This window comes from Streptomyces sp. NPDC087859 (assembly GCF_044742595.1).
Taxonomy (GTDB): Bacteria; Actinomycetota; Actinomycetes; order Streptomycetales; family Streptomycetaceae; genus Streptomyces; species Streptomyces canus_F.
Genome location: NZ_JBIUUU010000011.1, coordinates 224,797 through 250,410, shown reverse-complemented (window position 1 = coordinate 250,410; position 25,614 = coordinate 224,797). Strand labels below are relative to the sequence as shown.

Sequence of the window (25,614 nt, the reverse complement as noted above, 5' to 3'; positions counted from 1 at the left end):
ACGGTGAGAGTTGCGGACAGAAGGTGTCCGCAAGTCTCCGTAACGTGTTCCCCATGACGAAGACGACGGCCCCCGTGCTCGACACCCGCGCCCTCAACCGCGCGACCCTCGACCGGCAGCTGCTGCTGCGCCGCGCGGACCTGTCCGCCAGGGCGGCCGTCGAGCATCTGCTCGGCCTCCAGGCCCAGAACGTCAAGCCCCCGTACTACGCCCTCGCGGCCCGCCTCGACGGCTTCGCCCCCGAGGAACTGTCCGCCCTGATGGCCGACCGCGAGGTCGTCCGCATCGTCACCATGCGCTCCACCATCCACACCCACACCGCCGAGGACACCCTCACCCTGCGCCCGCTGGTACAGGCCGCCCGCGACCGTGAACTCACGCTGTTCCGCAAGGGGCTCCAGGGCGTCGACCTCGACCGTCTCGCCGCCCTCGCCCGCGACCTCGTCGAGGCCGAGCCCCGCACCATGAAGCAGCTGCGCGAGGAACTCCTCGCCGAGTGGCCGGACGCCGACCCGCAGGCCCTCGGGATCGCCGCCCGCTGCCGGCTCCCGCTCGTCCAGGTCACCCCGCGCGGACTGTGGGGCAGGAGCGGACAGGTCGCCCTCACCACCGCCGAGCACTGGCTGGGCCGCCCCGCCGAACCGGCTCCGGCACCGGACGCGACCGTGCTGCGCTACCTCGCCGCGTTCGGTCCCGCCTCCGTCAAGGACATGCAGACCTGGGCCGGACTGACCCGTCTGCGTGAGGCCTTCGAGCGCCTGCGCCCGCGGCTGGTCACCTTCCGCGACGAGCACGGCGTCGAGCTCTTCGACCTCCCCGACGCCCCCCGTCCCGACGCCGGCACCCCGGCCCCGCCCCGGTTCCTCCCCGAGTTCGACAACCTCCTCCTGTCCCACGCCGACCGCACCCGCGTGATCCCGCCCGAGTACTGGGGGCGCAGCTGGGTCGGGAACATGGCCTACAGCACCCTCCTCGTCGACGGCTTCCTCGCCGGGGTCTGGAAGCTGGAGGAGGACGCGCTGGTCGTCGAGCCCTTCGGCACGCTCACCAGGGCGCAGCGGGACGAGGTCACCGAGGAAGGAGTGCGGATGCTGGCCGTCATGCACCCCGGATCCTCGTACGACATCCGCTTCGGCACCGTCGTACGGGTGCCCTAGGGGCACCCGGAGACATGGATAGAGGGCGCTGCGGGCCGCTCGTGGAGGCCCGCAACGCCCCCTGGTTCTTCACCTGAGGGGTGCTCAGGAGAGCTTCGGGGTTATGAGTTGACCTGCGTGGTCACCAGGCTCGAGAAGGTGGTCAGCCGGGTGTAGACACCCGGGTAACCGGCCTCCGCGCAGCCCTCTCCCCATGAAGTGATACCTGCCAGGACGCCCCCGATGAGCAGGGGACCGCCGCTGTCGCCCTGGCAGGTGTCTGTGCCGCCGGAGGTGTATCCGGCGCAAACCATGTCGGACGAGATGAAGTCCGAGCCGTAGCTGCTCGCGCAGCTGGTGTTGGAGACGATCGGCACCGTCGCGGTGCGCAGCTGGTTGGACGAGCTGCCGCCCGCCGACGTGGTGCCCCAGCCGAGGATGCGGGCCGTGGTGCCGGCCGCGTACACGCTGGTCTGGGACGAGGAGACGTACGACGCCGGGGTGTACGACATCGCCGTCGAGAGGGTGAGGACGGCCACGTCGTCACCGTTGGTGGCGTCCGTGTAGGACGGGTGGATCCAGATCTTGCTGACCCGGCTGACCGTGCCGTTCGTGCCGTTGAGGTAGGTGCGGCCGCCGACGACTCTCACGCTGCTGGTGGTCTCGCCGACCATACAGTGGGCCGCGGTCACGACCTTGGTGGAGGAGACCAGGGTGCCGCCGCAGAACTGGTTCTGCGAGGCGTCCGTGATCTGCATCATGAAGGGGTACGAGGTCGTCGTGGTCGTCGTACCGCCGACGATGGGCTGGGGAGCGGCGACGGCGTTGGGGGCGCCGATCAGTGCTGTCGCGGCGGCGGCAGCGGTCGCCGCGAGGAGCGCGGCGGTCTTCTTTGCGCGGTTGAGCCCGAACATGAGTCTCCTCAGTGGGGGGTTGCCGGTGGGGTTCGCGCGGGTGTGGGGGGTGGTGCACGGGGGTCGCGGGACCGACCCCCGTATGCCCGGGCGAGCGGCACGTTCATAACCTAGAACTCGAAAGTTCCCCTTCCCAATGAGGGAACCCCCTAGGGGAGTTGGACAGGGAAAACCCTCGATGGGAGCACGGCAAACCCGCCGCGGGCCACGGGGACCCGCGGCCCGTCACTCGGTACGGCGCCCCGCCGCCAGTCGGACGATGTCCACCCGTGACCGGATCCCCAGCTTGCGGTAGACCCGGGTCAGGGTCGCCTCGACCGTCTTGACGCTGATGAACAGCCGGGCGGCTATCTCCCGGTTGGTCGCGCCCTCCATGACGAGCGCGGCGACCTGACGCTCCATCGAGGCGAGACCCTCCAGCGCGTCCGCCGTCGGTACGGGGGCGGGCCGCTCCGGCGCGACCACCGGCTGGGCGGTCGCCGCGTCCACCTGGCGCAGCCAGGGCAGCGCCCGGCAGCGGCGGAACAGCCGGGCCGCCTCGTCGTACGACGTCGGTCGGGCCAGCCTGGTGCGCAGCTGGACCACCGCGAAGGCGGTACGGGCCTCCTCCAGGCCGTAGCCCAGCTTGGCCAGCCGGTCCTGCACCGACGTCAACCGGGCCAGCGCGGCCTCGTGTTCGCCGCGCGCGGCCCGCACCAGGGCCTCCGCGCGGTCCACCACCGCGAGCACGCTCTCGCGGCCGAGCCGCAGTGCCTGCTCGCGGGTCACGTCGACGACGTCCTGTGCCTCACGCAGCTCGCCGATCCGGACGAGGGCCTCGGCGAGGTCGCCCTGCCAGCGGCCGCGCGCCGGGTCGGTGATGCCGAGACCGTCCTCCAGCTCCCGCACCCGGCGCAGCGAGCGCACCGTTCCTTCCGCGTCCCCGGCCACCAGCTGGGCGTAGCCGAGGGCGGCGAGGCCGCGGGAGACGTACATCTGGTCGCCGTCCCGCTCGGCGTGCTCGACCGCCTCCCGGGCCAGCTCCAGAGCCCGCTCCACCTCGCCGCCGGAGGCCTCGCAGAGCGAGGTGAGCACGGCGGAGGCCACCTCGCCGATGCCGGTGTCCCGGGCCAGCATGAGGCTCTCCCGGGCGAGGTCGAGGGCGCGTCCGCAGTGCCCGGAGCGCAGCTCGGTCTCGGCGACCCCGCGCAGGAAGTGCACCTCGCTCTCGACGGACCCGCGGCGCTGCACCTCGCGCAGCAGCCCGGTGACCGTCGCGCGCGCCTCGGACAGCTGGTCGCTCATGATCAGCCAGCGGAACCGCGAGTAGCCGGCCCCGTTGTGATGGCACGCCACCCTCGGGTCCTGGGGTTCCTCCAGCGCGCGTTTGATGGTCGCGGGGGCGTCCGGATGGCCCATCAGGGTCTCGATCTGGGCCTGGAAGGCGAGCGCCATCAGCTCGTTGTAGCGGTCGTCGGCCCGCGCGGCCAGCGCCGCCGAGTGCGCGGCCTCCTCGCGGGCCTGGTCGAAGTCGCCGTCCACCAGCAGGGCCCGCCAGGTCAGCTGATAGTGGATCAGGGCGAGCAGCTTGGGGTCCTCGCCGGCGTCGGCGAGGGCCTGCGGGAAGACCGAGTCGACCTCCGTCATGGCGTGGCCCGCCGTGTCGATCACGATGATCCAGGCCCGTACCCGGTCCGCGGGCACGGTCGCCCGGGTGAGCACGTCGCGGGCGATGTCCCGGGCGAGGTCCAGCTCGCCCGCCGTGATCGCGTCCTCGGCGGCCTGCAACCGGCGCGCGTCCGGGTCCGGGGTGCCGTCGGCCGGGGTGTGCCGGGCGGCGAGCAGTCCGAGGGAGGCGGCGACCGAAGGGGCCCCGCGGTCCCGGGCGAGGGCGGCGGCCTCGGCGAGGCTGTTGGCGGTCCTGGGGTCGGTGCCGGTGGTGGCCAGGGCGAGATGCCGGGCCCGTTCGATCGGGTCGGAGGCCGCCTCGGACAGCGCGGCGTGCGCGGCCCGCCGTTCGTGCGCGGGTGCCTCCGCGTACAGCGCGGCCGAGATCAGCGGATGCGCGAACCGTACGGCGGGCCCCTCGGGTTCGGTGGCCAGCAGTCCGAGCGCCGCCGCCTGGGCGGTCTCGGCCTCCGCGTTCTCGCGGCCGGCCGCGCGCAGCAGGGCGGGGGTGGGGCGGGCGCCGGCGCTGGCGACGAGGAGGGTGCGGCGGGCTTCGTCGGAGAGCATCTCCAGACGGTTCAGGACGAGGGTGCGCAGCGAGGTGGGCACGGGCAGCGGCTCGCCCGGGCGGGGCGGGGTGGGGTTCTCGCTGAGGGCGCGGCCGAGTTCCAGGGCGAAGAGCGGGTTGCCGCCGCTGGTGCGGTGGATGTCCCGGACCGTGGAGCGGGGCAGGCCGGTGTAGCCGCGGTGGCCGAGCAGTTCGGAGACCTGGGTGCGGGTGAGCGGGTTGACGCGCAGGGCGAGGGTGTCCGGCGGGGACGCGCGTAGATGACGGTCGTACTCCTGGCCCTCGGTGCGTACCGCGCACAGCATGCGCACAGGTGTCTCACCGAGCCGGCGGGCGGCGAAGCCGAGGAGCTCGGCGCTGGCCGAGTCCAGCCACTGCACGTCGTCGGCGACGATCAGCACGGGACCCTCGGCGGCGAGCGCGCGCAGCGCCGACAGCACCGCGAGGCGCAGGGCGAGGCCGTCGCGTTGCAGGGTGGACTCGCCGCGGCCGGTGAGCGCCGACTCCAGGGCGGTGAGCTGGGCCGCGGGCAGCTTGCCGGACACCTCGTCGAGGACCAGGCCGAGCAGATCGGCGAGGGCGAGGAAGGGCAGATGGGATTCGGACTCGGTGGCCGAGCAGCGCAGCACGGTGCGGGCCGCGCCGCCGTTTTCCGCGGCCAATGCCCGCAGGACGGTCGACTTTCCTATTCCGGCGGGGCCGTGCAGGAGCACGCTGCCGCCCCGGGTGAGCTGCTCACGGGCCTGGCCGAACACCTCGTCCCGGCCGATGACCAGGTCAGGGCGGCATCTGGCAGGCTCCTTGAAGTCCCGTCGCACGGTCACCGCTCCCCTCGTGTGTCGTGTCCGGGCCAAATTCTAGGCAAGGTCTCTTTGAAATTCGGACCGACGACGCGGTGAGGGAAATAACAACCTTGCAGCATGGAGAAATTCAAAGTGCCGCTCTATGAATGAATTGTCAACGGTGTGTTACGGCAGCATGCCCGCCCGGCGCGCCGCCACCACCGCCTCCCCGCGGGTGTGCGTCCCCAGCTTCCGCATCGCCGAGCGCAGATAGCCCTTGACCGTCTCGGGCCGCAGCCCCAACCGCTCGGCGGTCGCCGCGTTCGTCGCCCCCGCGGCCACACAGGCCAGGACGTCCAGCTCACGGGGTGCGAGACCGATCTCCTCGGCCGGCGCCCGGGGAGCCAGGAGTCCGCAGGCGTCCAGCAGTTCGGCCCGCAGCGCCGGGTCGGTGATCCGCGGCGCCAGGGCCCGCAGGGCCGCATGCGCTTCCCGCACCTGTTCCCGGCCCACCGGGTCGACCGTGCGGGCCGCCTGCGAAGCCTCCATCAGCCCCCGCGCCTCGTCCCGCACCACCAGCGCCTGCTCCACGTCCCGCGCCACGTCCACCACCGCGCTCAGCGTGCGGTCGCCCAGCGGCTGGGCGGTGCGCAGCGCACCGTAGAGCACGCCCCGCACCCGGCGTCGTACGACCACGGGCACCGCCACGATCGCCCGCAGCCCCTCGGCGGCGACCGGCAGGTCGTACTCGTGGCTGATCTGCCGTGAGGAGGAGTAGTCCGTCACCGCGCAGGGGCGGGCCAGGGCGACCGCCTTGCCACCGAGGCCGCTGCCGGAGATCACCGCGAGGGAGCGGAGCGCGGCCGTGGCCGTGCCGCTCAGTTCACTGATGCGCATCCGCGGCCGCCCCGGCTCCACCAGCCCACCGAAGGCGACGGGCAGCCCCGTCGTCCGCCGCAGCCGCGCCAGCGCACCGCGAATCTCCACCGTCCCGGCCGTGTCCACCGCCACGCATTCGTCCCTTCGCTGCAGCGCACACCCCCGTTCGGGGGTAGTGAGACCTGCATCACGGATTACACGATGGCAGAGAGCCGCCCGGCAATGGTCCGGCACAGAGGAGAAGACATGACGACGGCCGCCTTCCGCAGCGCGCGGGACTTCCTGCTGCAGCATCGCGAGGACTACGCGACGGCCTACGACGGCTTCGGCTGGCCCCGCCCCGACCGCTTCAACTGGGCGCTCGACTGGTTCGACGTCATTGCCGAAGGGAACGACCGGACCGCCCTGCACATCGTCGAGGAGGACGGCAGCGAGATCCGGCTCTCCTTCGCGGAACTGTCCGAGCGCTCCGACCGCGCCGCCAACTGGCTGCGCGCGCAGGGCGTGGGCGCCGAGGACCGCGTCCTGGTCATGCTCGGCAACCAGGCCGAGCTGTGGGAGACGGCCCTCGCGGCGATGAAGCTCCGCGCCGTCGTCATCCCGGCCACCCCGCTGCTGGGCCCCGCCGATCTGCGCGACCGGGTCGAGCGCGGCCGGGTCCGCCATGTGCTCGTACGCGCCGAGGACACCGACAAGTTCGACGACGTGCCCGGCGGCTACACCCGGATCGCGGTCGGCGGCGCTCCCGGGGGCTGGCGCCGGTACGAGGACGCCTACGAGGCCTCCCCGCGGTTCACGCCCGACGGCGAGACCCGGGCGGACGACCCGCTGATGCTCTACTTCACCTCGGGCACCACCGCCCGCCCCAAGCTGGTCGAGCACACCCACACCTCGTACCCGATCGGGCACCTGGCCACCATGTACTGGATCGGTCTCCAGCCCGGTGACGTGCACCTGAACATCTCCTCGCCGGGCTGGGCCAAGCACGCCTGGTCGAACCTCTTCGCGCCGTGGAACGCGGAGGCGACCGTCTTCATCCACAACTACACCCGCTTCGACGCGGCCCGACTGATGGCGGAGATGGACCGTGCGGGCGTCACGACCTTCTGCGCCCCGCCGACCGTCTGGCGCATGCTCATCCAGGCCGATCTGACCCAGCTGCGGACACCGCCGCGCGAGGTGGTGGCCGCGGGGGAGCCGCTCAACCCCGAGGTCATCGAGCAGGTGCGCCGGGGATGGGGCGTCACCATCCGGGACGGCTTCGGGCAGACCGAGACGGCCGTCCAGGTCTCCAACAGCCCCGGCCAGCCGCTGAAGACGGGCTCCATGGGTCGGCCGAGCCCCGGCTACCGGGTGGAACTGCTGGACCCGGTGAGCGGCGCGCCCGGCGCCGGCGAGGGCGAGATCGCGCTGGACCTCTCGGCGCGGCCGGTCGGGCTGATGACCGGCTACCACGGCGACGCCGACCGTACGGCGGAGGCGATGGCCGGCGGCTACTACCGCACCGGGGATGTCGCCGCGCGGGACGAGGACGGCTATCTGACCTACATCGGCCGCAGCGACGACGTCTTCAAGGCCTCCGACTACAAGATCAGCCCCTTCGAGCTGGAGAGCGCCCTGCTGGAGCACGAGGCGGTCGCCGAGGCGGCCGTCGTGCCCGCGCCGGACGAGCTGCGCCTCGCCGTGCCCAAGGCCTATGTCGTCCTCGCCGAGGGCTGGGAGCCCGGGCCCGACACCGCGAAGGTGCTCTTCGAGCACTCCCGTGACGTCCTCGCCCCCTACAAGCGCATCCGCCGGCTGGAGTTCGCGCCGCTGCCCAAGACCGTCTCCGGCAAGATCCGCCGGATCGAGCTGCGCGAGGCCACGGCCGCCGGCTCGGACGCCGAGTACCGCGAGGAGGACTTCCGGTGACATCCCTGTCGTACAGCCACGGAACGAGCGGGACCGCGCTGCTCGGCGACACGATCGGCGCCAACCTGGACCGGGCGGTGGCGCGTTGGCCGGACCGCGAGGCGCTCGTCGACGTTCCGTCCGGGCGGCGCTGGACGTACGCCCAGTTCGCCGCAGACATCGATGAGTTGGCGTTCGCGCTGCTCGCGAGCGGTGTGGCCAAGGGTGACCGGGTGGGTATCTGGGCGGTCAACTGTCCCGAGTGGGTGCTGGTCCAGTACGCCACCGCCCGCATCGGCGCGATCATGGTGAACATCAACCCGGCGTACCGCACCCATGAGGTCGAGTACGTCCTCAACCAGGCCGGGATCTCCCTCCTCTTCGCCTCCCTCGCCCACAAGACCAGCGACTACCGGGCGATGGTGGAGGAAGTGCGCGGCAGGTGTCCGCGGTTGAGGGAGACCGTGTTCATCGGGGACCCGGGCTGGGACGCGCTGATCGCGCGCGGGACGCCGGTGCCGTACGAGGAACTGTCCTGCGACGACCCGATCAACATCCAGTACACCTCGGGCACGACGGGCTTCCCCAAGGGGGCGACCCTCTCCCACCACAACATCCTCAACAACGGCTACTTCGTGGGCGAGATGATCGCCTACACCGAGCAGGACCGGATCTGCGTCCCCGTGCCCTTCTACCACTGCTTCGGCATGGTCATGGGCAACCTGGCGGCCACGTCCCACGGTGCCTGCATCGTGATCCCGGCCCCGTCCTTCGACCCGAAGGCCACCCTGGAGGCCGTGCAGCAGGAGCGCTGCACCTCGCTGTACGGCGTCCCGACCATGTTCATCGCGGAGTTGAACCTCCCCGACTTCGCGACGTACGACCTGTCCTCGCTCCGCACCGGGATCATGGCGGGCTCGCCCTGCCCGGTGGAGGTGATGAAGCGGGTGGTCGGCGAGATGAACATGGCCGAGGTGTCGATCTGTTACGGCATGACGGAGACCTCGCCGGTCTCCACGCAGACCCGGCGCGACGACGACCTGGAACACCGCACGGGGACGGTCGGCCGCGTCCTGCCGCACGTCGAGGTGAAGGTCGTCGACCCGGCAGGGGTGACCCAGCCCCGGGGCGTGGCGGGGGAGTTGTGCACCCGTGGCTACAGCGTGATGCTCGGCTACTGGAGCGAGCCCGAGAAGACCGCCGAGGCCGTCGACGCGGGGCGCTGGATGCACACGGGGGATCTCGCGGTGATGCGGGAGGACGGGTACGTCGAGATCGTCGGACGGATCAAGGACATGATCATCCGGGGTGGCGAGAACATCTACCCGCGCGAGATCGAGGAGTTCCTCTACGCCCATCCGAAGATCGCCGACGTCCAGGTGGTCGGGGTCCCGCACGAGCGCTACGGCGAGGAGGTGCTCGCCTGCGTCATCGCGCGCGACCCGGCGGATCCGCCGACGCTGGCGGACGTACAGGCCTTCTGCGAGGGGCGGCTGGCCCACTACAAGGTGCCGAGCCGGTTGCAGGTGCTGGACTCCTTCCCGATGACGGTGTCAGGGAAGGTCCGGAAGATCGAGCTGCGAGAGACGTACGCGGCGGACTAGCCCCGGCGCATGGGGGGCCTCGGCGGGGTCCGGGGGTTCCGGCGGCGATGGGCAGATCCGTCCCAGGCCCGCCCGTAAACCCGCAGGTCCCGGCCTCCGCCCCTAGGACGGATCTGCCCATCCCTCCCGCCCTGCCCTGCCCCGCCCCCTACGCGCCCGTTGAGTCCAGGTCGTCCGCCAGCGTGTTCACCGGCTGGGGCGTGCCTGTCAGGTCGAGGACGAAGAGAGGGACGCCGAGGGTGTCGGCGACGGCGCGGGCCTCGGTAGCGTAGCCGGACAGGGAGAAGTAGACGCAGGTCGCGGATTCCGTCATGGCCGTCAGCCACAGGCACTCCACGTCGCGCAGGGAGGCCGGGCGGACGGTCGGGTCGACCTGGGCGAGCAGGCCGCGGGCGGCGATGCCGATGCCGTTCGGGGGGCGCTGGTCGGCGCGGCGGATGTCCCGGTAGCCGAGCCAGCGCAGATACAGGGCCGCGGCCGTGACCGCGTCGCGCGCGGTGCGGATCGTCACGGGCTGGAAGGCCCGCCGCGGGCTCGGCTCGGCCCGCTCGACGGCGGCGCCCGCCGTGACCGGGATCCGCAGCACCGTCCCGCACGGGCAGCCCAGCTCCGGATGCGGCCACTCGCCCCGGCGACCGCAGGAGGCGCACAGCACGGTGACCCAGTCGTCCTCCCAGGAGCGGTGCGAGACCGCCGTGGCCCGGGCACGCGGATCCAGCGGCGGCACCACGGGTGCGCCACACACGCACGGATACTCCGGCGCCGTGAAGAGATGCTCGCGCCGGCAGACCGGGCAGCGCACCGCCACGCTCTCGGACATGGAGCCCATCGTCCTCCAGGAGGCCCCCGCTTGTCCGTCTCTTGACGACCTACGCCTCCCCACTTACATTGCTTCCAGATAGTAGAAATTACTTTCCGCATTACGGAAGTACTCACGGCGGGGCGCGACGGGAGTACACGTCCGACAGCCGAAGCAGGAGTACTCAATGGCTCGTATGACCGCTGCCCGCGCGGCAGTCGAGATCCTCAAGCGCGAAGGCGTCAGCAACGCGTTCGGCGTGCCGGGCGCGGCGATCAACCCCTTCTACGCGGCGCTCAAGGCCTCCGGCGGGATCAACCACACCCTCGCCCGCCATGTCGAGGGCGCCTCGCACATGGCCGAGGGGTACACCCGCACGCACCCGGGGAACATCGGCGTCTGCATCGGTACCTCCGGTCCGGCCGGCACCGACATGATCACCGGTCTGTACTCCGCGATCGGGGACTCGATCCCGATCCTGTGCATCACCGGCCAGGCCCCGACCGCCCTGCTCCACAAAGAGGACTTCCAGGCCGTCGACATCGCCTCGATCGCGGGGCCGGTCACGAAGATGGCCGTCACCGTGCTCGAGGCCGCGCAGGTTCCCGGCGTCTTCCAGCAGGCCTTCCACCTCATGCGCTCCGGGCGTCCCGGGCCGGTCCTCATCGACCTGCCGATCGACGTCCAGCTGACCGAGATCGAGTTCGACCCGGAGACGTACGAGCCGCTGCCGGTCTACAAGCCGGCCGCGAGCCGTGCCCAGATCGAGAAGGCCCTGACCTTCCTCCTGGAGTCCGAGCGTCCGCTGATCGTCGCCGGCGGAGGCATCATCAACGCCGACGCCTCCGACCTGCTGGTCGAGTTCGCGGAGCTCACCAACACCCCGGTCGTGCCCACCCTGATGGGCTGGGGCACCATCCCGGACGACCACGAGCTGAACGCCGGCATGGTCGGCCAGCAGACCGGTCACCGCTACGGCAACGCCACGTTCCTGGAGTCCGACTTCGTCCTCGGCATCGGCAACCGCTGGGCCAACCGGCACACCGGCTACAAGCTGGACGTGTACCGCGAGGGCCGCACGTTCGTCCACGTCGACATCGAGCCGACCCAGATCGGCAAGATCTTCGCCCCGGACTACGGCATCGCCTCCGACGCCAAGGCCGCCCTCGAACTCTTCGTCGAGGTCGCGCGCGAACTCAAGGCCGCCGGCAGGCTCCCGGACCGCTCCGCGTGGGTCGCCTCGCACCTGGAGCGCAAGGGCTCGCTGCACCGCCGTACGCACTTCGACAACGTGCCGATGAAACCCCAGCGCGTCTACGAGGAGATGAACAAGGCGTTCGGGCCCGACACCCGCTACGTCACCACCATCGGCCTCTCCCAGATCGCCGGCGCGCAGATGCTGCACGTCTACAAGCCGCGCCACTGGATCAACTGCGGCCAGGCGGGACCGCTCGGCTGGACCATCCCCGCGGCCCTCGGTGTCGCCACCGCGGACCCGGAGGCCCAGGTCGTCGCGCTCTCCGGTGACTACGACTTCCAGTTCATGATCGAGGAACTGGCGGTCGGCGCGCAGCACCGCATCCCGTACGTCCACGTCCTCGTGAACAACGCCTACCTGGGGCTGATCCGGCAGGCGCAGATCGGTCTGGACATCAACTTCCAGGTCAACCTGGAGTTCGAGAACCAGAACTCGCCCGAGCTGGGCGTGTACGGCGTCGACCACGTCAAGGTCGCCGAAGGGCTGGGCTGCAAGGCCATCCGCGTCACCGAGCCCGACCAGCTCCTGCCGGCCTTCGAGGAGGCCAAGAAGCTGGCCGCGCGGTACCGGGTGCCGGTCGTCGTCGAGGCGATCCTGGAGCGCGTGACCAACATCGCGATGAGCCCGACCGCCGACATCAGCGCGGTCAAGGAGTTCGAGGAGATCGCGACCGAACCGGGCCACGCGCCCACCGCGATCATCCCGATCAAGGCCTGACCGGCCGCACAGCTCCACCGCTCCGCCGAGGGGGCGGCCCAACCGGGGGGTTGGGCCGCCCCCTCGGCGCGTCCCCCCGGTGTGGATCCCCCGCCGGGGCCCGCCGCCCCCGTGCCGGCGGGCCCCGTGTAGAGGAGAATGTGCCCGGACCCAGGGGCAGTTGAAGCCCCCGGAGGCGGGTTCAGAGGTTGATTTGAGGGTTCCGTAGCCCGCGTACGCCCGGTGGCGTAGGCGGGCTCCGTGCGTACGGTGCTCAGTGCCCGTGGTGCTCGGACAGGCCCGGCCAGTCGTCCGGGCCACCGCCCTGCCATTCGACGATGTCGCTCACCTCGACCTCGACCACGTCGAGATCGGCGAGGCGCAGCAGCTCCACGACGTCGTCCAGATGGGAGGCGACGCCGAGGTTGTGGTCGTCCGCGGTGACCCGCCGGGAGCCGTCCAGGGCCGGCGAATGCACCACGACGTGCGGATGGTGCGCTGGATGTGCCATGCCTCCAGAGTCCTGCGCGGACGCCGGGAGCGCACCCCGGAGACAGCGAAGAGCGCCCGCACGGGACCGTCCGTGTCAGGCGCTCTTCGTCTTTGCTGGGACCGCGGCGGCAGCGACGGAGCCGGGGCGCCCTTCCCTCAGGTCGAGAAGGGGGTCCGGTCCTTCACCACCGCACTGGCTCGCACGCCGCCGCGGTCCGCACCCTGCCCGTGCCCCGTACCGAGGACCACCCCTCATCCGGGTCTCCCGGCGTTCGGGCGCGAGCAGGGAGCTCTTCTCCCGGGGAGGCTCAGTCCTCGCGCAGGGCGCGGACCGCCTCCTCCACGCGCTTGCCGTACTCCGGGTCGGCGGCGTGGAAGTGGGCCAGGTTCTTCTCGATCACGTCGTCGCGGGAGACCTGGGAGAGGCCACCGGCGATGTTCGCGACCAGGCGGGACTTCTCGTCCTCGGACATCAGGCGGTACAGCTCGCCGGCCTGGAAGAAGTCGTCGTCCTTGGTGTGCTGCGGGGCCTCGTGCGTGCCCGTCCAGCCGTGGAGGGCCAGCGGCGCCGACAGCGGGCGGCCGGTCTCGACCGGGCCGCCGTACGAGTTCGGCTCGTAGTTCTTCGCCGCGCGGCCCTGGGAGTTGGACGCCATGAGGCCGTCACGGCCGTAGTTCCGCGCCGTCGTCGCCTTCGGGGCGTTCACCGCGAGCAGGGTGTGGTTGACGCCCAGACGGTAGCGGTGCGCGTCCGCGTAGGCGAACAGCCGGCCCTGGAGCATCTTGTCCGGCGAAGGACCGATGCCCGGCACGAAGTTGTTCGGGGAGAACGCGGCCTGCTCGACCTCGGCGAAGACGTTGTCCGGGTTGCGGTCGAGGACCAGGCGGCCCACCCGCTGCAACGGGTAGTCCCGGTGCGGCCACACCTTGGTGAGGTCGAAGGGGTTGAAGCGGTAGTCCGCCGCCTCGGCCGCCGGCATGATCTGCACGTACAGCGTCCAGGACGGGTTCACGCCCCGCTCGATGGCCTGGAGCAGGTCCGTCTGGTGCGAGCCCGGGTCCTTGCCCGCGAGCTCGGCACCCTGCTCGGCCGACAGCGACCGGACGCCCTGGTTCGTCTTGAAGTGGTACTTGACGAAGAAGGCCTCGCCCTCGGCGTTCGTCCACTGGTAGGTGTGCGAGCCGTAACCGTTCATGTGGCGGTACGACGCCGGGATGCCGCGGTCGCCCATCAGCCAGGTGATCTGGTGCGTGGCCTCGGGGGAGTGCGCCCAGAAGTCCCAGACGTTGTCCGGTTCCTGCCTGCCGGTGAACGGGTCGCGCTTCTGCGAGTGGATGAAGTCCGGGAACTTGATGGGGTCCTTGATGAAGAACACCGGGGTGTTGTTGCCGACGAGGTCGTAATTGCCCTCCTCGGTGTAGAACTTGACCGCGAAGCCGCGCGGGTCGCGCACCGCGTCCGCGCCGCCGAGCGAGTCGGCCACGGTCGAGAAGCGCAGGAAGACCTCGGTGCGCCTGCCGACGGAACTCAGGAAGTCGGCGTACGTGAAGCCGGTGACGTCGTCCGTCACCTCGAAGTAGCCGTACGCGCCGGAGCCGCGGGCGTGCACCACGCGCTCCGGGATGCGCTCACGGTTGAAGCGGGCGAGCTTCTCCAGCAGGTGCTGGTCCTGGAGGAGGAGCGGACCGCCGGCGCCGGCGGAGGCGGAGTTCTGGTTGTCGGCGACCGGGGCGCCGGACTCTGTCGTGAGCACGCGCTGCGACATCAAGGACCTTCCGTACGAGAGTCAGCGGAGGTTTCGGAAAAGAACTTCCGCTTTGTGGAGCCTAGGTTTGGGGCGATCTGGACGTCAACACTTTGTTGAAGTTGATTCCGGGCGGCGCCGACGCTTGGGCGCGACAGGACAGGTGTCAGCGGCAGCGCCGCCCGGGGTCTCGGTCAGACCTGGGCGCCGGAGAGGCGCTCCACGGCCCGGAGGAGTGCGGAGTGGTCCAGTCCGCCGTCGCCCTGCGCACGCAGCGAGGCGACCAGCTGGGCGACGACCGCGCCGACGGGCAGGGTAGCGCCGACGTTGCGGGCGGCGTCGGTGACGATGCCCATGTCCTTGTGGTGCAGGTCGATGCGGAAGCCCGGCCTGAAGTCGCGGTTGAGGAAGTTGTCCTTCTTGCGGGTCAGCACGGTCGAGCCCGCGAGGCCGCCGTTCAGGACGTCCAGCGCGGCCTTCAGGTCCACGCCGGACTTCTCCAGGAAGACCACGGCCTCGGCGCACGCCTGGATGTTCACGGCGACGATCAGCTGGTTGGCGGCCTTCACGGTCTGGCCCGAGCCGTGCGGACCGCACAGCACGATGGTCCTGCCGAGCGCTTCGAGGATCGGCTTCGCGGTGTCGAAGTCGACCTGCTCGCCACCGACCATGATGGACAGCACGGCCTCGATCGCGCCGGCCTCGCCGCCGGACACCGGGGCGTCCAGGACACGGATGCCCTTGTCCTTCGCCGCCTTCGCCAGGTCGACCGAGGTCTGCGGGGTGATCGAGGACATGTCGATCACCAGGGCGCCCGGCCGGGCGTTCTCGAGGATGCCGTCGGGGCCGTAGGCGATGGCCTCGACCTGCGGGGAGGCCGGCACCATCGTGATGACCACGTCGGCGTCCTTGACGGCCTCGGCGATCGAACCGGCGGCCTTTCCGCCGGCGGCGGCCAGGCGGTCCAGCTTGTCCTGCTCCAGGGTGAAGCCGGTGACGTCGTAGCCCGCCTTGACCAGGTTCTCGGACATGGGGGAGCCCATGATGCCGAGGCCGATCCAGGCGATCTTGGGAAGAGTGCTCATGACGGGGGTGCCTCTCTGCGTACTTCTCTACGTGTGTGGGATGGCCCTCAGCGGGCCGCGCGTGCCTCGGCGGGCAGCCAGCCGAAGGCCTCCGCGCCGGGCCGGTCGCCCGACTTGTACTCCAGGCCGACGTAGCCCTCGTAACCGGCCTTCCTCAGCTGGTCGAGCAGCTCCTCCAGCGGCAGCGTCCCCGTGCCCGGCGCGCCGCGTCCGGGGTTGTCGGCGATCTGCACATGGCCGGTGATCGAGGCGAACCGCTCGATCACCGACGGCAGGTCCTCGCCGTTCATGGACAGGTGGTAGAGGTCCATGAGGAAGCGCGCGTTGTCCAGCCCCGTCGCCTCGTTGACCTTGTCGACGATCCCGGCCGCGGCCGGCGCCGACACCAGCGGGTACAGCGGCGACTCGGGCTTGTTCAGCGCCTCGATCAGCAGGATCGCGCCGATCCGGTCGGCCGCCCGCGCCGCGAGGACCAGGTTCTCCAGCGCGAGCGCGTCCTGCTCGGCCGGGTCCACGCCCTCGACGCGGTTGCCGTACAGGGCGTTGAGGGCCTTGCAGCCCAGGGACTCGGCGAAGTCCGCGGCCACGTCGATGTTGGCGCGGAACCTCTCCGACTCCTCGCCGGGGAGCGACAGGGCGCCGCGGTCCGGGCCCGGCAGCCGGCCGGCGTAGAAGTTGAGGCCCGTGAGCCGGACACCCGCGTCCTCGATCGCCTTCCTCAGGGCGTCGAGCTCGGACTGCTCGGGGGTGGGGGAGTCGATCCAGGGCCACCACAGCTCGACCGCGGTGAAGCCCGCCGCGGCGGCGGCCGCGGGGCGCTCCAGGAGCGGGAGTTCCGTGAAGAGGATCGACAGGTTGACGTTGAAGCGCTGCTCTGCGAATCCCATGGGGCCTGCGCTCCCTTCCGTGTCGAGTGATTCCGTATTGCGGAAGTTTGTTTCTGCTTAATGGAAGATTGCCGTCGGGTGTCGCTGCTTGTCAAGAGGGGTCGGCGGAAGTACGTGCCGCGCGTTAGGTTGTGCGCGTGCGATTGAGAGTGGAGTTCACGACCGAGCCGTTCGACCTGGACGAGGCACCCGCGCACGCGCTGGTGGCCCGCGAGGTGGTCGAGGCGGCCGAGCTCGACGCGGTGGATGTCGGCCCGTTCGGCAACACGGTGGAAGGCGGTGCCGACGCCGTGCTGACCGCTGTCGACGCGCTGCTGCGCAGGTCCCTGGCGGCCGGTGCCACCCGGGTCTCGCTCCAGGTCAATGTGATCGGGGAGGGCGAGAAGTGACCGGCACGGGGGACGAGCCCTTCATCACGGCGGTGAAGCCGCTGGTCGACGCCATGGGCGGGGAGATGGTCCCGCCGGACGAGGCCGGTCCCGACGACGTCGTGCTCAGCTGGGGAGGCTCCGACGTGGTCGCCGTGCGCCTGCCGCAGCTCGCGGACTCCCTCGATCACATCCTCGCCGCCATGGAGCGCAAGCAGGGCAAGCCGCTGGCCGATCTGGACCGCAAGGCCAAGCAGGAGGTCGTACGGATACTCGAGGCGCGTGGCGCCTTCTCCGTACGGCATGGCGTGGAGACCGTGGCGAGCGCGCTCGGGGTGAGCCGCTTCACGGTGTACAACTACCTCAATCGCGACAAAGGCGTCTGAATCGCACCCCGCGGGCTTCGTAACCCGGAATTTTCAACAAAGTGTTGACGTGGTGTTGCGGAGGGCGTTAGCTAACGGGAGCCCGTTCAGTACGAAGGCCGTTCGCGGCCACGGAGGCTCCCGTGACTTCGACTTCCACGCCGCCGGGCCTTACCCGGTTCAACGCTCTCGAGGAGCACGCGGCGTTCGCCGCTCTCCACGAGGCGTGCGCCTCCACGGCCTGGGCGCGGCGGCTGCTCGCCGCCCGCCCGTATCCCACCGTCGACACCCTCTACGCCGCCAGTGACGCCGCCATGGCCGAGCTGACCACGGCGGACCTGGAGGAGGCGATGGCCGGGCACCCGCCCATCGGCCGCCCCAAGGAGGGCGACCCGACCTCGGCGCGGGAGCAGCGCGGCATGGCCGGCGCCTCCGAGGACCTCCGGACCGAGATGCTGGAACTGAACCTGGCCTACCAGGACAGGTTCGGCCATGTCTTCCTCATCTGCGCCACCGGCAGGACCGGCGAGCAGATGCGCGACGCGGTCAGGGAACGGATCGGGAACTCGCCGGAGCAGGAGCGGGAGATCGTCCGCACCGAGCTGGGCAAGATCAACCGTATCCGGCTCGCCCGACTCGTCGAAGAGGACTGACGCAGCATGAGCAACAGCACCGCGGCCTCGCCGAGAAATTCAGTGTCCACGCACATCCTGGACACCAGCATCGGCCGCCCCGCGCAGGGTGTCGCCATCCAGCTCTCGGCCCGCCCGGGCCGGGACGCCCGGTGGCAGACCCTCGGCGGTTCGGCGACCGACGCGGACGGGCGGTGCAAGGACCTCCCGGCCCTGCCGGAGGGGACCACCCACGTACGGCTCGACTTCGCCGTCGAGGCGTACTTCGAAAAGAAGCAAGCCGATGCGCAGCAGGACGCCCCCGCGAGTCGGGACAGCGGTGCCGTGTTCTTCCCCGAGGTGGCGATCACCTTCGCCGTCGAGCCCGGGGAGCACTACCACGTACCGCTGCTGCTCAACCCGTTCGGCTACTCCGTTTACCGAGGGAGCTAGCTAAATGACACTCAATTCCCGCCCTGCCCGCCCTGTGATCCTGGGACAGAACCAGTACGGCAAGGCCGAGAACCGAGTCGTAAAGATCACGCGGGACGGCGCCACCCACCACATCAAGGACCTCAACGTCTCGGTCGCGCTCTCCGGCGACATGGACGAGGTCCACTACTCCGGCTCGAACGCCAACGTCCTGCCGACCGACACCACCAAGAACACGGTGTACGCGTTCGCCAAGGAGCACGGCATCGAGTCCGCCGAGCAGTTCGGCATCCACCTGGCACGGCACTTCGTGACCTCGCAGGAGCCGATCAAGGTCGCGCGGATCCGCATCGAGGAGTACGCGTGGGAGCGGATCGCCGCCTCCGACGCCAACTCGCAGTTCATCGGCGCGGACGAGGTCAAGCACTCCTTCGTCCGCAAGGGCCAGGAGACCCGGGTCACGCAGATCACCTACGACGGTGAGAAGTGGGAGGTCGTCTCCGGCCTCAAGGACCTCGTGGTGATGAACTCGACCAACTCCGAGTTCTGGGGCTACGTCAAGGACAAGTACACGACCCTGCCCGAGGCGTACGACCGCATCCTGGCCACCCAGGTCTCCGCCCGCTGGCGCTTCAACTGGACCGACGACGAGCAGCGGATGCCCCACTGGGAGAAGTCCTACGAGCAGGTGCGGAAGCACATGCTCCAGGCCTTCGCCGAGACCTACTCGCTCTCGCTCCAGCAGACGCTCTACCAAATGGGTTCGCGGATCATCAACAACCGCAGCGAGATCGACGAGGTGCGCTTCTCGCTCCCGAACAAGCACCACTTCCTGGTGGACCTGGAGCCGTTCGGGCTCAAGAACGACAACGAGGTGTACTTCGCCGCCGACCGGCCCTACGGCCTGATCGAGGCGACCATCCTGCGGGACGGCTGCGAGCCGAAGATCCCGGTGGACCTCACCAACCTCTGATCAACTCCATCTGCGGCACCCGCGGCCCGCCTGGGCGGGCCGCGGCACTCAAATCCCGGGGTCCTGCCGTGCCCACTCCACACAGCGCAAAGGACGAACCATGGCAGCAGCCCAGCGCATCGTCATCGAGAACTGTTCGATCGCGACCGTCGACGCCGACGACACGGAATACGCGAGCGGTCACGTCGTCATCGCCGGCAACCGCATCGAGGCGCTCGGCGCGGGCAAGGCACCCGAGGGCCTGGAGAACGTCGTACGCAGGATCGACGCCACCGGCCACCTGGTGACCCCCGGTCTGGTCAACACCCACCACCACTTCTACCAGTGGATCACCCGGGGCCTGGCCACCGACCACAACCTCTTCAACTGGCTCGTCGCGCTGTACCCGACCTGGGCGCGCATCGACGAGCCGATGGTCCGGGCCGCTGCCCAGGGCTCCCTCGCGATGATGGCCCGCGGCGGCGTCACCACCGCCATGGACCACCACTACGTCTTCCCCGAGGACTCCGGCGACCTGTCCGGCGCGATCATCGGCGCGGCGCGCGAGATGGGCGTCCGCTTCACCCTCGCCCGCGGCTCCATGGACCGCAGCGAGAAGGACGGCGGCCTGCCCCCGGACTTCGCCGTCGAGACCCTCGAAGGCGCCCTCGCCGCGACCGAGGCGACCGTGAAGGAGCACCACGACTCCTCCTTCGACGCGATGACCCAGGTGGCCGTGGCCCCCTGCTCGCCGTTCTCCGTCTCCACCGAACTCCTGCGTGAGGGAGCCGAGTTGGCCCGCCGCCTCGGGGTGCGCCTGCACACCCACGGTTCGGAGACCGTCGAGGAGGAGCAGTTCTGCAAGGAACTGTTCGGCATGGGTCCCACCGACTACTTCGAGTCCACCGGCTGGCTCGGCGAGGACGTGTGGATGGCGCACTGCGTCCACATGAACGACTCCGACATCGCCGCGTTCGCCCGGACCAGGACGGGAGTGGCCCACTGCCCCTCGTCGAACGCCCGGCTGGCCGCCGGTATCGCACGGGTCCCGGACATGCTGAAGGCCGGCGTCCCGGTCGGCCTCGGTGTCGACGGCACCGCCTCCAACGAGTCGGGCGAACTGCACACCGAGCTCCGCAACGCGCTGCTCATCAACCGCCTCGGAGCCCACCGCGAGGCCGCCCTGAACGCCCGACAGGCCCTGCGCCTGGGTACGTTCGGCGGCGCCCAGGTCCTGGGCCGGGCGAGCCAGACCGGCTCGCTGGAGCCGGGCAAGCTCGCCGACCTGGTGCTGTGGAAGCTGGACACCCTCGCCCACGCCTCCATCGCCGACCCGGTCACCGCGCTGGTCTTCGGCGCGGCCGCCCCGGTCACGGCCTCCTTCGTCAACGGCCGCCAGATCGTCGAGAACAACCGTCTGCTGCACGTCGACGAGGACGCGATCGCGCGCTCCACGCGGGAGCAGGCACAGCGCCTGGCGAAGATCGCCGGTCACTGAACACCGTACGGAAGTACGGCACTCGACTCCGGCCGGGAGGGACGGCTCCTGGCCGGCAGCCGTGAACCCGAGCGGGGTTCATGGCGGCCGTGTCCGGGGCGTGCGCCACACGCGCGCGCCCCGGAACGGTCTCCGCACTCTTGCACGCCCCCGTCCTCCGGTCCCGCACGACCGCGCACCACCTCCAAGAAACCCACGTCAGAGCCGACGTGTTAGCTGACCCGGAGGAACCGCAGTGACCGCTCACCCCGTCGACGAGAAGCTCCCCGCACTCAAAATGGCCACCACCGGCCTCCAACACGTGGCCGCCATGTACGCGGGAGTCGTCGCCCCGCCCCTGATCGTCGGCGCGGCCATCGGCCTGTCCGGCACCGAACTCACCTTCCTGACCGGCGCCTGCCTGTTCACCGCGGGCCTCGCCACGTTCCTCCAGACCCTCGGGATATGGAAGATCGGCGCCCGGCTCCCCTTCGTCAACGGCGTCACCTTCGCCGGCGTCGCGCCGATGACCGCGATCGTCGCGTCCACCGACGACAAGTCCGACGCCCTGCCGGTCATCTTCGGCGCGGTCATCGTCGCCGGTGTCCTGGGCTTCATGGCAGCCCCCTTCTTCAGCAAGGCGGTCCGGTTCTTCCCGCCGGTCGTCACGGGGACGGTCATCACACTCATAGGCGTGTCCCTGCTGCCGGTGGCCTTCGGCTGGGCGCAAGGGCCGAACCCCGCCGCCGACGACTACGGTTCGACGACCTATCTGGGCCTGGCGGGCGCGACGCTGGTGATCGTGCTCCTCCTGCGCCGCTTCACCCGCGGGTTCGTCAAGCAGATCGCTATCCTGCTCGGCCTGGTGATCGGCACCCTGGTCGCGATCCCCTTCGGAGTCACCGACTTCGGCCCGGTCGCGGACGCGGACGTGGTCGGTTTCCCGACGCCGTTCCACTTCGGCGCCCCGCAGTTCCAGGCCGCCGCGATCGTGTCGATGATCGTGGTGATGGTGGTCTCGATGACCGAATCGACCGCCGACATGCTGGCGCTGGGCGAGATCGTCGACCGTCCGGCCGACGAGAGGACCATCGCGGCGGGCCTGCGCGCCGACACCCTCGGCTCGGCGATCAGCCCGCTCTTCAACGGCTTCATGTGCAGCGCCTTCGCCCAGAACATCGGCCTCGTCGCGATGACGAAGATCCGCAGCCGGTACGTGGTCGCCACCGGCGGCGCCTTCCTGGTGCTGATGGGCCTGTGCCCGATGGCCGCCTCGCTCATCGCCGTCGTACCCCGTCCGGTGCTCGGCGGCGCGGGCGTGGTCCTGTTCGGATCGGTCGCGGCGAGCGGCATCCAGACCCTGGTCCGGGCCGGTCTGGACAAGGACAACAACGTCCTGATCGTGGCCGTCTCGCTGGCCGTCGGGATCATCCCGATCACGGCGCCGGAGTTCTACCACGCGTTCCCCGAGACGGCGAAGATCGTCCTCGACTCGGGGATCTCGACGGGCTGCGTGGCCGCGGTGGTGCTCAACCTGGTTTTCAACCACCTCGGCAGGCAGCACGACGCGCAGGACGTCACGCACCCGATGGAAGCCGGCGAGGAGATCGCGGCGGCGCACTAGCCGATCGCGCAACTGCCCCCATACACCTTCCGCTTGAGCGGTGTGTCCAGGTCGAGATCGCCCTTCCGGAGAAAGATCCGTCGGGCGGTCTCGACCTACGGCTTCAGGGGCGCGGGTTCGCCTGGCACGGGGTCGCCGCGGGGAGCCGGCCGGTGAAGTACGAGCGGGGCGGGACGCCCATCAGGGCGCGGAAGTCGGACGTCATGTGCGACTGGTCGTAGTAGCCCGTGGCGGTGGCGACTTCGGCCCAGGGCGCCGTCGTGGCGTGGGTGAGAACCGCGTGCACACGGTTGATGCGGGCGTAGTGCTTGGGGGACAGGCCCACGCCCTCCGCGAAGAGGTTGCGCAACTGGCGTTCGCTGACGGCCAGTTCGCGGGCCACCTGGCTGACCTGCCCGGGGGCGCGGCCGATCCGCACCGACATCGCGTCGACCCCGGCCCGCACCAGCTCGGCGCGGTCGGACGTCCTCGTGAGCCGCTCCGGCAGCACGTCCGCCAGATGGGCCGCCGTCTGCTCGGGGGCCAGCCATCGCAGGTCACGGCCGAGTGCGCGGGCCGTACTGCCCGGCAGTTCGTCCAGCGGAACGACCTTCCCCACCAGTTCGACCGCCGGAACTCCCAGCAGGGGACGGGCCGTTCCGGGTGCCAGGCGCATCTCCAGACAGGAGGCCAGGGCCTTGCCGTCGTGGTACGAAGCCCGGACCCGGGGACCGACGGCGATGACGTCACGGTGCCCGGTCACTCCCACGCGTACGACGATCTTCGTGCCGACGTCCGGGAGATGGACGAACGACTCCTCGGGCGGGCCGACGGCGGCCACGGTGCTGATCCCGGTGATCCAGGGACGCAGGGCCTCAGGCAGCGCAAGGGCCTGCTCGGTGCGGGAGTTCGTCACCCCTTCACCGTAGACGAGCGCACGGCGCGGAGGGCGGGCGAACCGTGCCGGAATTTCCAAGAGCCGGAGCCCCCGTCCGGCGCACGGTGGGGACATGATCCTCGTTACCGGTGCCACGGGCACCATCGGCAGTGAACTCGTACGACAGCTCGCGGCGCGCGGCGAGAAGGTCCGCGCCCTGACCCGCGACCCGGCGAAGGCCCAGATGCCGCCGGGGGTGGAGGTGGTACGCGGGGACTACCTCGACCCCGGCTCCCTGGAGGGCGCGACGGCGGGTGTGACGGCCGCGTTCCTGCTGGGCGCCCCCGGTCCGGGCTCGCGGCACGACCAGGTGCTGGTGGAGGCCGCGGCCGCGGCGGGCGTCCACCGGCTGGTGAAGCTCTCCGCGATCGGGACGGGCGATCCCGAGGTCGGTCCGTCCGGGGAGTGGCATGTGCCCGGGGAGCAGGCGGTGCGGGACAGCGGCGCCGAGTGGACGATCCTGCGCCCTTCGTCCTTCGCCTCCAACACGCTGAGCTGGGCGCAGGCCGTCGGGCAGGGCGAGCCGGTGCCGAACATGACCGGTGACGGACTGTCCGGGGTGATCGATCCGCGAGACGTGTCCGAGGTCGCGGCGCGGATCCTCGTCGACGGCGGGCACGCGGGGCGGACGTACACCCTGACCGGCCCCGAGGCGATCAGCGTCCCCGAGCAGGCCGCGGTGCTCGCCTCGGTCCTCGGCCGGCCGGTCACGACCCGGGATCTCTCGCCGGAGGAGACCCGCGACCACCTGCTCACCGCGTGGGGCTTCGACGAGGCGCAGTCCGCGGGCATCCTGGCGGGTACGGCCTTCGTGCGCGCGGGCGGCAACGCGGTCGTCACGGAGGACGTGCCGGAGGTGCTGGAGCGGTCGGCGCGTACGTACAGGGAGTGGGCGGAGGACCACAGGCAGACGTTCGCAGCAGGGTGACAGGATGGGGCGGTGGCGGACAGCGGGGCCCGCCACCGACCCCGGCCGCGGAACCGCGCCCCCTGAGGGGCGCGGGGAACTGCGCGATCAGCCCCCACCGGCCCGCGGGTTGGCTCACTTCCGCCCCGGCCGCAGTACCCCCGCCGCCAGCCCCAGCGCCACCACCGCGATCCCCGTCCCCACCCCGAAGGCCAGCTGATACCCCTCGGCCGTCGCCGCGAGGCGCCCCGCACCGCCGTCGACCAGCCCCTCCGTCCGGCTCGCCGCCAGTACCGACAGCACCGCCAGCCCCAGCGAACCACCCACCACCTGCGTGGTGTTGAACAGTCCGGACGCCAGCCCCGCGTCCTCCTCCCGCGCCCCCGACATGGCCAGCCCGGTCAGCGCGGGCATCGCCGCGGCGAACCCGGCGCCGAGCAGGAGCAGCGACGGGAGTACGTCGGTGACGTAACGGCCGTCGACGGGTGCCCGGCTCAGCAGGCCCATGCCGGCGACGATGAGGACGAGCCCGGCGAGCAGCACCCGGTACGCGCCGAACCGTCCGATGGTCCGCGCCGACAGGCCGAGCATCAGCGCCCCGATCACGATCGGCGCCGGCAGGAACGCCGTGCCGGTGGCCAACTCGCCGTAGCCCAGGACCCGTTGGAGGTAGAGCGCGGCGATGAACTGGAAGCCGTACATGGTGGCGATCATCAGGATCTGCACGGCGTTCGCACCGCTCAGCATCCGGGAGCGGAACAGCCGCAGCCGCAGCAGCGGACGGGCGGTCCGCGCCTGGCGGACGGTGAACGCCACGAAGAGCGCGACGGCGAGGGCGGCCAGCAGGAGCGTGACGGTCGGTTCGCGGTCACCGGCGCCGACGATGACGTAGACCGTGAGCATCAGGGCGCCCGTGACCAGCGTCGCGCCGGGATAGTCGGCGCCCTTGCCGAGCCCCTCCCCGCTGTCCGGGGCCAGGACACGGGACGCCGCCAGCAGGGCGACGATGCCGATGGGAAGGTTGATCAGGAAGATCCAGTGCCAGTTCAGGACCTCGGTCAGCGCCCCGCCCAGGAACGTGCCGAGGGAAGCGCCGCCGGCGCCGACCGCGCTGAACACCGCGATGGCACGGGCCTGTTCGCGTGGGTCGGGGAAGAGGGCGACCAGCATGCCGAGGACCACGGCCGAGGTCATCGCCCCGCCCACGCCCTGCAGGGCACGGGCCGCGATCAGCACACCCTGGCCGGTCGCCACCCCGCACAGCACGGACGCCGCGGTGAACACGGCGAGCCCCGCGGTGAACATCCGCTTGCGGCCCACGAGATCACCGAGCCGGCCGGCGAGCAGCAACAGCCCGCCGAAGGCGATGAGATAGGCGTTGACGACCCACGCCAGGCCCGAGGCCGAGAAGCCGAGGTCGCTCTGGATGGCCGGCATGGCGACCGTGACGATGTTGCCGTCCAGGACCGTCATCAGCGTCCCCGCGCACAGGACGACAAGGGAGGCCCAGCGGGAGTACGTTCGCGGTGTTCGGTGCGGTGTCCGGCTACGGGACTCGATGATGGCCGTCATGGCGGCGT

General features: G+C 70.8%; 22 protein-coding genes and 1 pseudogene. 12 read left to right on the top strand and 11 right to left on the bottom strand.

The genetic code is table 11. The features are described 5' to 3' along the window. Window positions 1–53: 53 nt before the first annotated feature. Window positions 54–1,157 carry a winged helix DNA-binding domain-containing protein gene (locus ACIOHP_RS27670; RefSeq protein WP_361541531.1) on the top strand — a complete coding sequence of 368 codons (1,104 nt, stop codon included), beginning with the start codon at window positions 54–56 and terminating at the stop codon, window positions 1,155–1,157. A gap of 101 nt (window positions 1,158–1,258) precedes the next feature. Here the strand turns inward: ACIOHP_RS27670 and ACIOHP_RS27665 are convergent, their stop codons facing one another. From ACIOHP_RS27665 to ACIOHP_RS27655, 3 genes are all read right to left on the bottom strand, one after another. Further along, window positions 1,259–2,050, bottom strand: a complete 792-nt coding sequence (locus ACIOHP_RS27665; RefSeq protein WP_361541528.1) for a serine protease — start codon at window positions 2,048–2,050, stop codon at window positions 1,259–1,261. A 225-nt stretch (window positions 2,051–2,275) separates the two neighbouring features. Then, window positions 2,276–5,089, bottom strand: coding sequence for an AAA family ATPase (locus ACIOHP_RS27660; protein WP_401891715.1), 2,814 nt, complete (start codon window positions 5,087–5,089; stop codon window positions 2,276–2,278). A 144-nt stretch (window positions 5,090–5,233) separates the two neighbouring features. Continuing rightward, window positions 5,234–6,058 carry a response regulator transcription factor gene (locus ACIOHP_RS27655; protein WP_401891714.1) on the bottom strand — a complete coding sequence of 275 codons (825 nt, stop codon included), beginning with the start codon at window positions 6,056–6,058 and terminating at the stop codon, window positions 5,234–5,236. A 114-nt stretch (window positions 6,059–6,172) separates the two neighbouring features. On the opposite strand from ACIOHP_RS27655, the gene ACIOHP_RS27650 reads away from it, so the two are divergent. Beyond that, window positions 6,173–7,837 carry an AMP-binding protein gene (locus tag ACIOHP_RS27650; RefSeq protein ID WP_401891712.1) on the top strand — a complete coding sequence of 555 codons (1,665 nt, stop codon included), beginning with the start codon at window positions 6,173–6,175 and terminating at the stop codon, window positions 7,835–7,837. Continuing rightward, complete coding sequence (locus tag ACIOHP_RS27645; protein ID WP_401891711.1) at window positions 7,834–9,420, top strand: AMP-binding protein; 1,587 nt, start codon at window positions 7,834–7,836, stop codon at window positions 9,418–9,420. Before ACIOHP_RS27650 ends, ACIOHP_RS27645 begins: the two co-directional genes overlap by 4 nt. Window positions 9,421–9,568: 148 nt before the next feature. Here the strand turns inward: ACIOHP_RS27645 and ACIOHP_RS27640 are convergent, their stop codons facing one another. Next, window positions 9,569–10,249 carry a hypothetical protein gene (locus tag ACIOHP_RS27640; protein WP_401891710.1) on the bottom strand — a complete coding sequence of 227 codons (681 nt, stop codon included), beginning with the start codon at window positions 10,247–10,249 and terminating at the stop codon, window positions 9,569–9,571. 166 nt (window positions 10,250–10,415) lie between these two features. On the opposite strand from ACIOHP_RS27640, the gene gcl reads away from it, so the two are divergent. After that, window positions 10,416–12,194, top strand: coding sequence for a glyoxylate carboligase (gcl, locus tag ACIOHP_RS27635; RefSeq protein ID WP_401891709.1), 1,779 nt, complete (start codon window positions 10,416–10,418; stop codon window positions 12,192–12,194). A 253-nt stretch (window positions 12,195–12,447) separates the two neighbouring features. Here the strand turns inward: gcl and ACIOHP_RS27630 are convergent, their stop codons facing one another. The 4 genes from ACIOHP_RS27630 to ACIOHP_RS27615 form a co-directional block, all read right to left on the bottom strand. Next, entirely contained in the window at window positions 12,448–12,684 is a 237-nt protein-coding gene (locus ACIOHP_RS27630; RefSeq protein ID WP_361541492.1) for a hypothetical protein, read from the bottom strand. A gap of 289 nt (window positions 12,685–12,973) precedes the next feature. Next, window positions 12,974–14,431, bottom strand: a complete 1,458-nt coding sequence (locus ACIOHP_RS27625) for a catalase (protein WP_361541489.1) — start codon at window positions 14,429–14,431, stop codon at window positions 12,974–12,976. Window positions 14,432–14,604: 173 nt separating this feature from the next. Continuing rightward, window positions 14,605–15,495 carry a 2-hydroxy-3-oxopropionate reductase gene (locus ACIOHP_RS27620; RefSeq protein WP_401891707.1) on the bottom strand — a complete coding sequence of 297 codons (891 nt, stop codon included), beginning with the start codon at window positions 15,493–15,495 and terminating at the stop codon, window positions 14,605–14,607. 47 nt (window positions 15,496–15,542) lie between these two features. After that, entirely contained in the window at window positions 15,543–16,382 is an 840-nt protein-coding gene (locus ACIOHP_RS27615; protein WP_401891706.1) for a TIM barrel protein, read from the bottom strand. Window positions 16,383–16,519: 137 nt separating this feature from the next. On the opposite strand from ACIOHP_RS27615, the gene ACIOHP_RS27610 reads away from it, so the two are divergent. From ACIOHP_RS27610 to ACIOHP_RS27580, 7 genes are all read left to right on the top strand, one after another. Next, complete coding sequence (locus ACIOHP_RS27610) at window positions 16,520–16,771, top strand: hypothetical protein (protein ID WP_361541480.1); 252 nt, start codon at window positions 16,520–16,522, stop codon at window positions 16,769–16,771. Continuing rightward, a complete protein-coding gene (locus ACIOHP_RS27605) occupies window positions 16,768–17,136 on the top strand; it encodes a helix-turn-helix domain-containing protein (RefSeq protein WP_266886361.1) in 369 nt (122 codons plus the stop codon). Before ACIOHP_RS27610 ends, ACIOHP_RS27605 begins: the two co-directional genes overlap by 4 nt. Window positions 17,137–17,258: 122 nt before the next feature. Continuing rightward, window positions 17,259–17,768, top strand: coding sequence for a 2-oxo-4-hydroxy-4-carboxy-5-ureidoimidazoline decarboxylase (gene uraD, locus ACIOHP_RS27600; RefSeq protein ID WP_401891703.1), 510 nt, complete (start codon window positions 17,259–17,261; stop codon window positions 17,766–17,768). A gap of 6 nt (window positions 17,769–17,774) precedes the next feature. Continuing rightward, window positions 17,775–18,179: a hydroxyisourate hydrolase gene (gene uraH / locus ACIOHP_RS27595; RefSeq protein ID WP_401891702.1), complete on the top strand. Its 405-nt coding sequence runs from the start codon at window positions 17,775–17,777 to the stop codon at window positions 18,177–18,179. Window positions 18,180–18,183: 4 nt separating this feature from the next. Beyond that, complete coding sequence (gene pucL, locus ACIOHP_RS27590; protein WP_361481943.1) at window positions 18,184–19,131, top strand: factor-independent urate hydroxylase; 948 nt, start codon at window positions 18,184–18,186, stop codon at window positions 19,129–19,131. A gap of 100 nt (window positions 19,132–19,231) precedes the next feature. After that, complete coding sequence (locus ACIOHP_RS27585) at window positions 19,232–20,608, top strand: 8-oxoguanine deaminase (RefSeq protein WP_401891700.1); 1,377 nt, start codon at window positions 19,232–19,234, stop codon at window positions 20,606–20,608. A 235-nt stretch (window positions 20,609–20,843) separates the two neighbouring features. After that, window positions 20,844–22,211 (top strand): nucleobase:cation symporter-2 family protein, encoded by a 1,368-nt coding sequence (locus tag ACIOHP_RS27580; protein ID WP_401891698.1) that lies wholly within the window; start codon window positions 20,844–20,846, stop codon window positions 22,209–22,211. Here ACIOHP_RS27580 and ACIOHP_RS27575 read toward each other — a convergent pair. Continuing rightward, window positions 22,208–22,306 (bottom strand): annotated as a pseudogene (locus ACIOHP_RS27575) (chitosanase); the annotation flags it as partial. The gene ACIOHP_RS27580 and the pseudogene ACIOHP_RS27575 sit on opposite strands and share 4 nt — an antisense overlap. A gap of 8 nt (window positions 22,307–22,314) precedes the next feature. After that, window positions 22,315–23,106 (bottom strand): helix-turn-helix domain-containing protein, encoded by a 792-nt coding sequence (locus ACIOHP_RS27570; protein ID WP_401891696.1) that lies wholly within the window; start codon window positions 23,104–23,106, stop codon window positions 22,315–22,317. Between the two features lie 94 nt (window positions 23,107–23,200). On the opposite strand from ACIOHP_RS27570, the gene ACIOHP_RS27565 reads away from it, so the two are divergent. Continuing rightward, a complete protein-coding gene (locus ACIOHP_RS27565; RefSeq protein ID WP_401891695.1) occupies window positions 23,201–24,055 on the top strand; it encodes an SDR family oxidoreductase in 855 nt (284 codons plus the stop codon). Window positions 24,056–24,169: 114 nt separating this feature from the next. Here ACIOHP_RS27565 and ACIOHP_RS27560 read toward each other — a convergent pair whose 3' ends face one another. Further along, on the bottom strand, window positions 24,170–25,606 hold the full coding sequence (locus tag ACIOHP_RS27560) for an MFS transporter (RefSeq protein ID WP_401891693.1): 1,437 nt from the start codon (window positions 25,604–25,606) through the stop codon (window positions 24,170–24,172). Window positions 25,607–25,614: the final 8 nt, after the last annotated feature.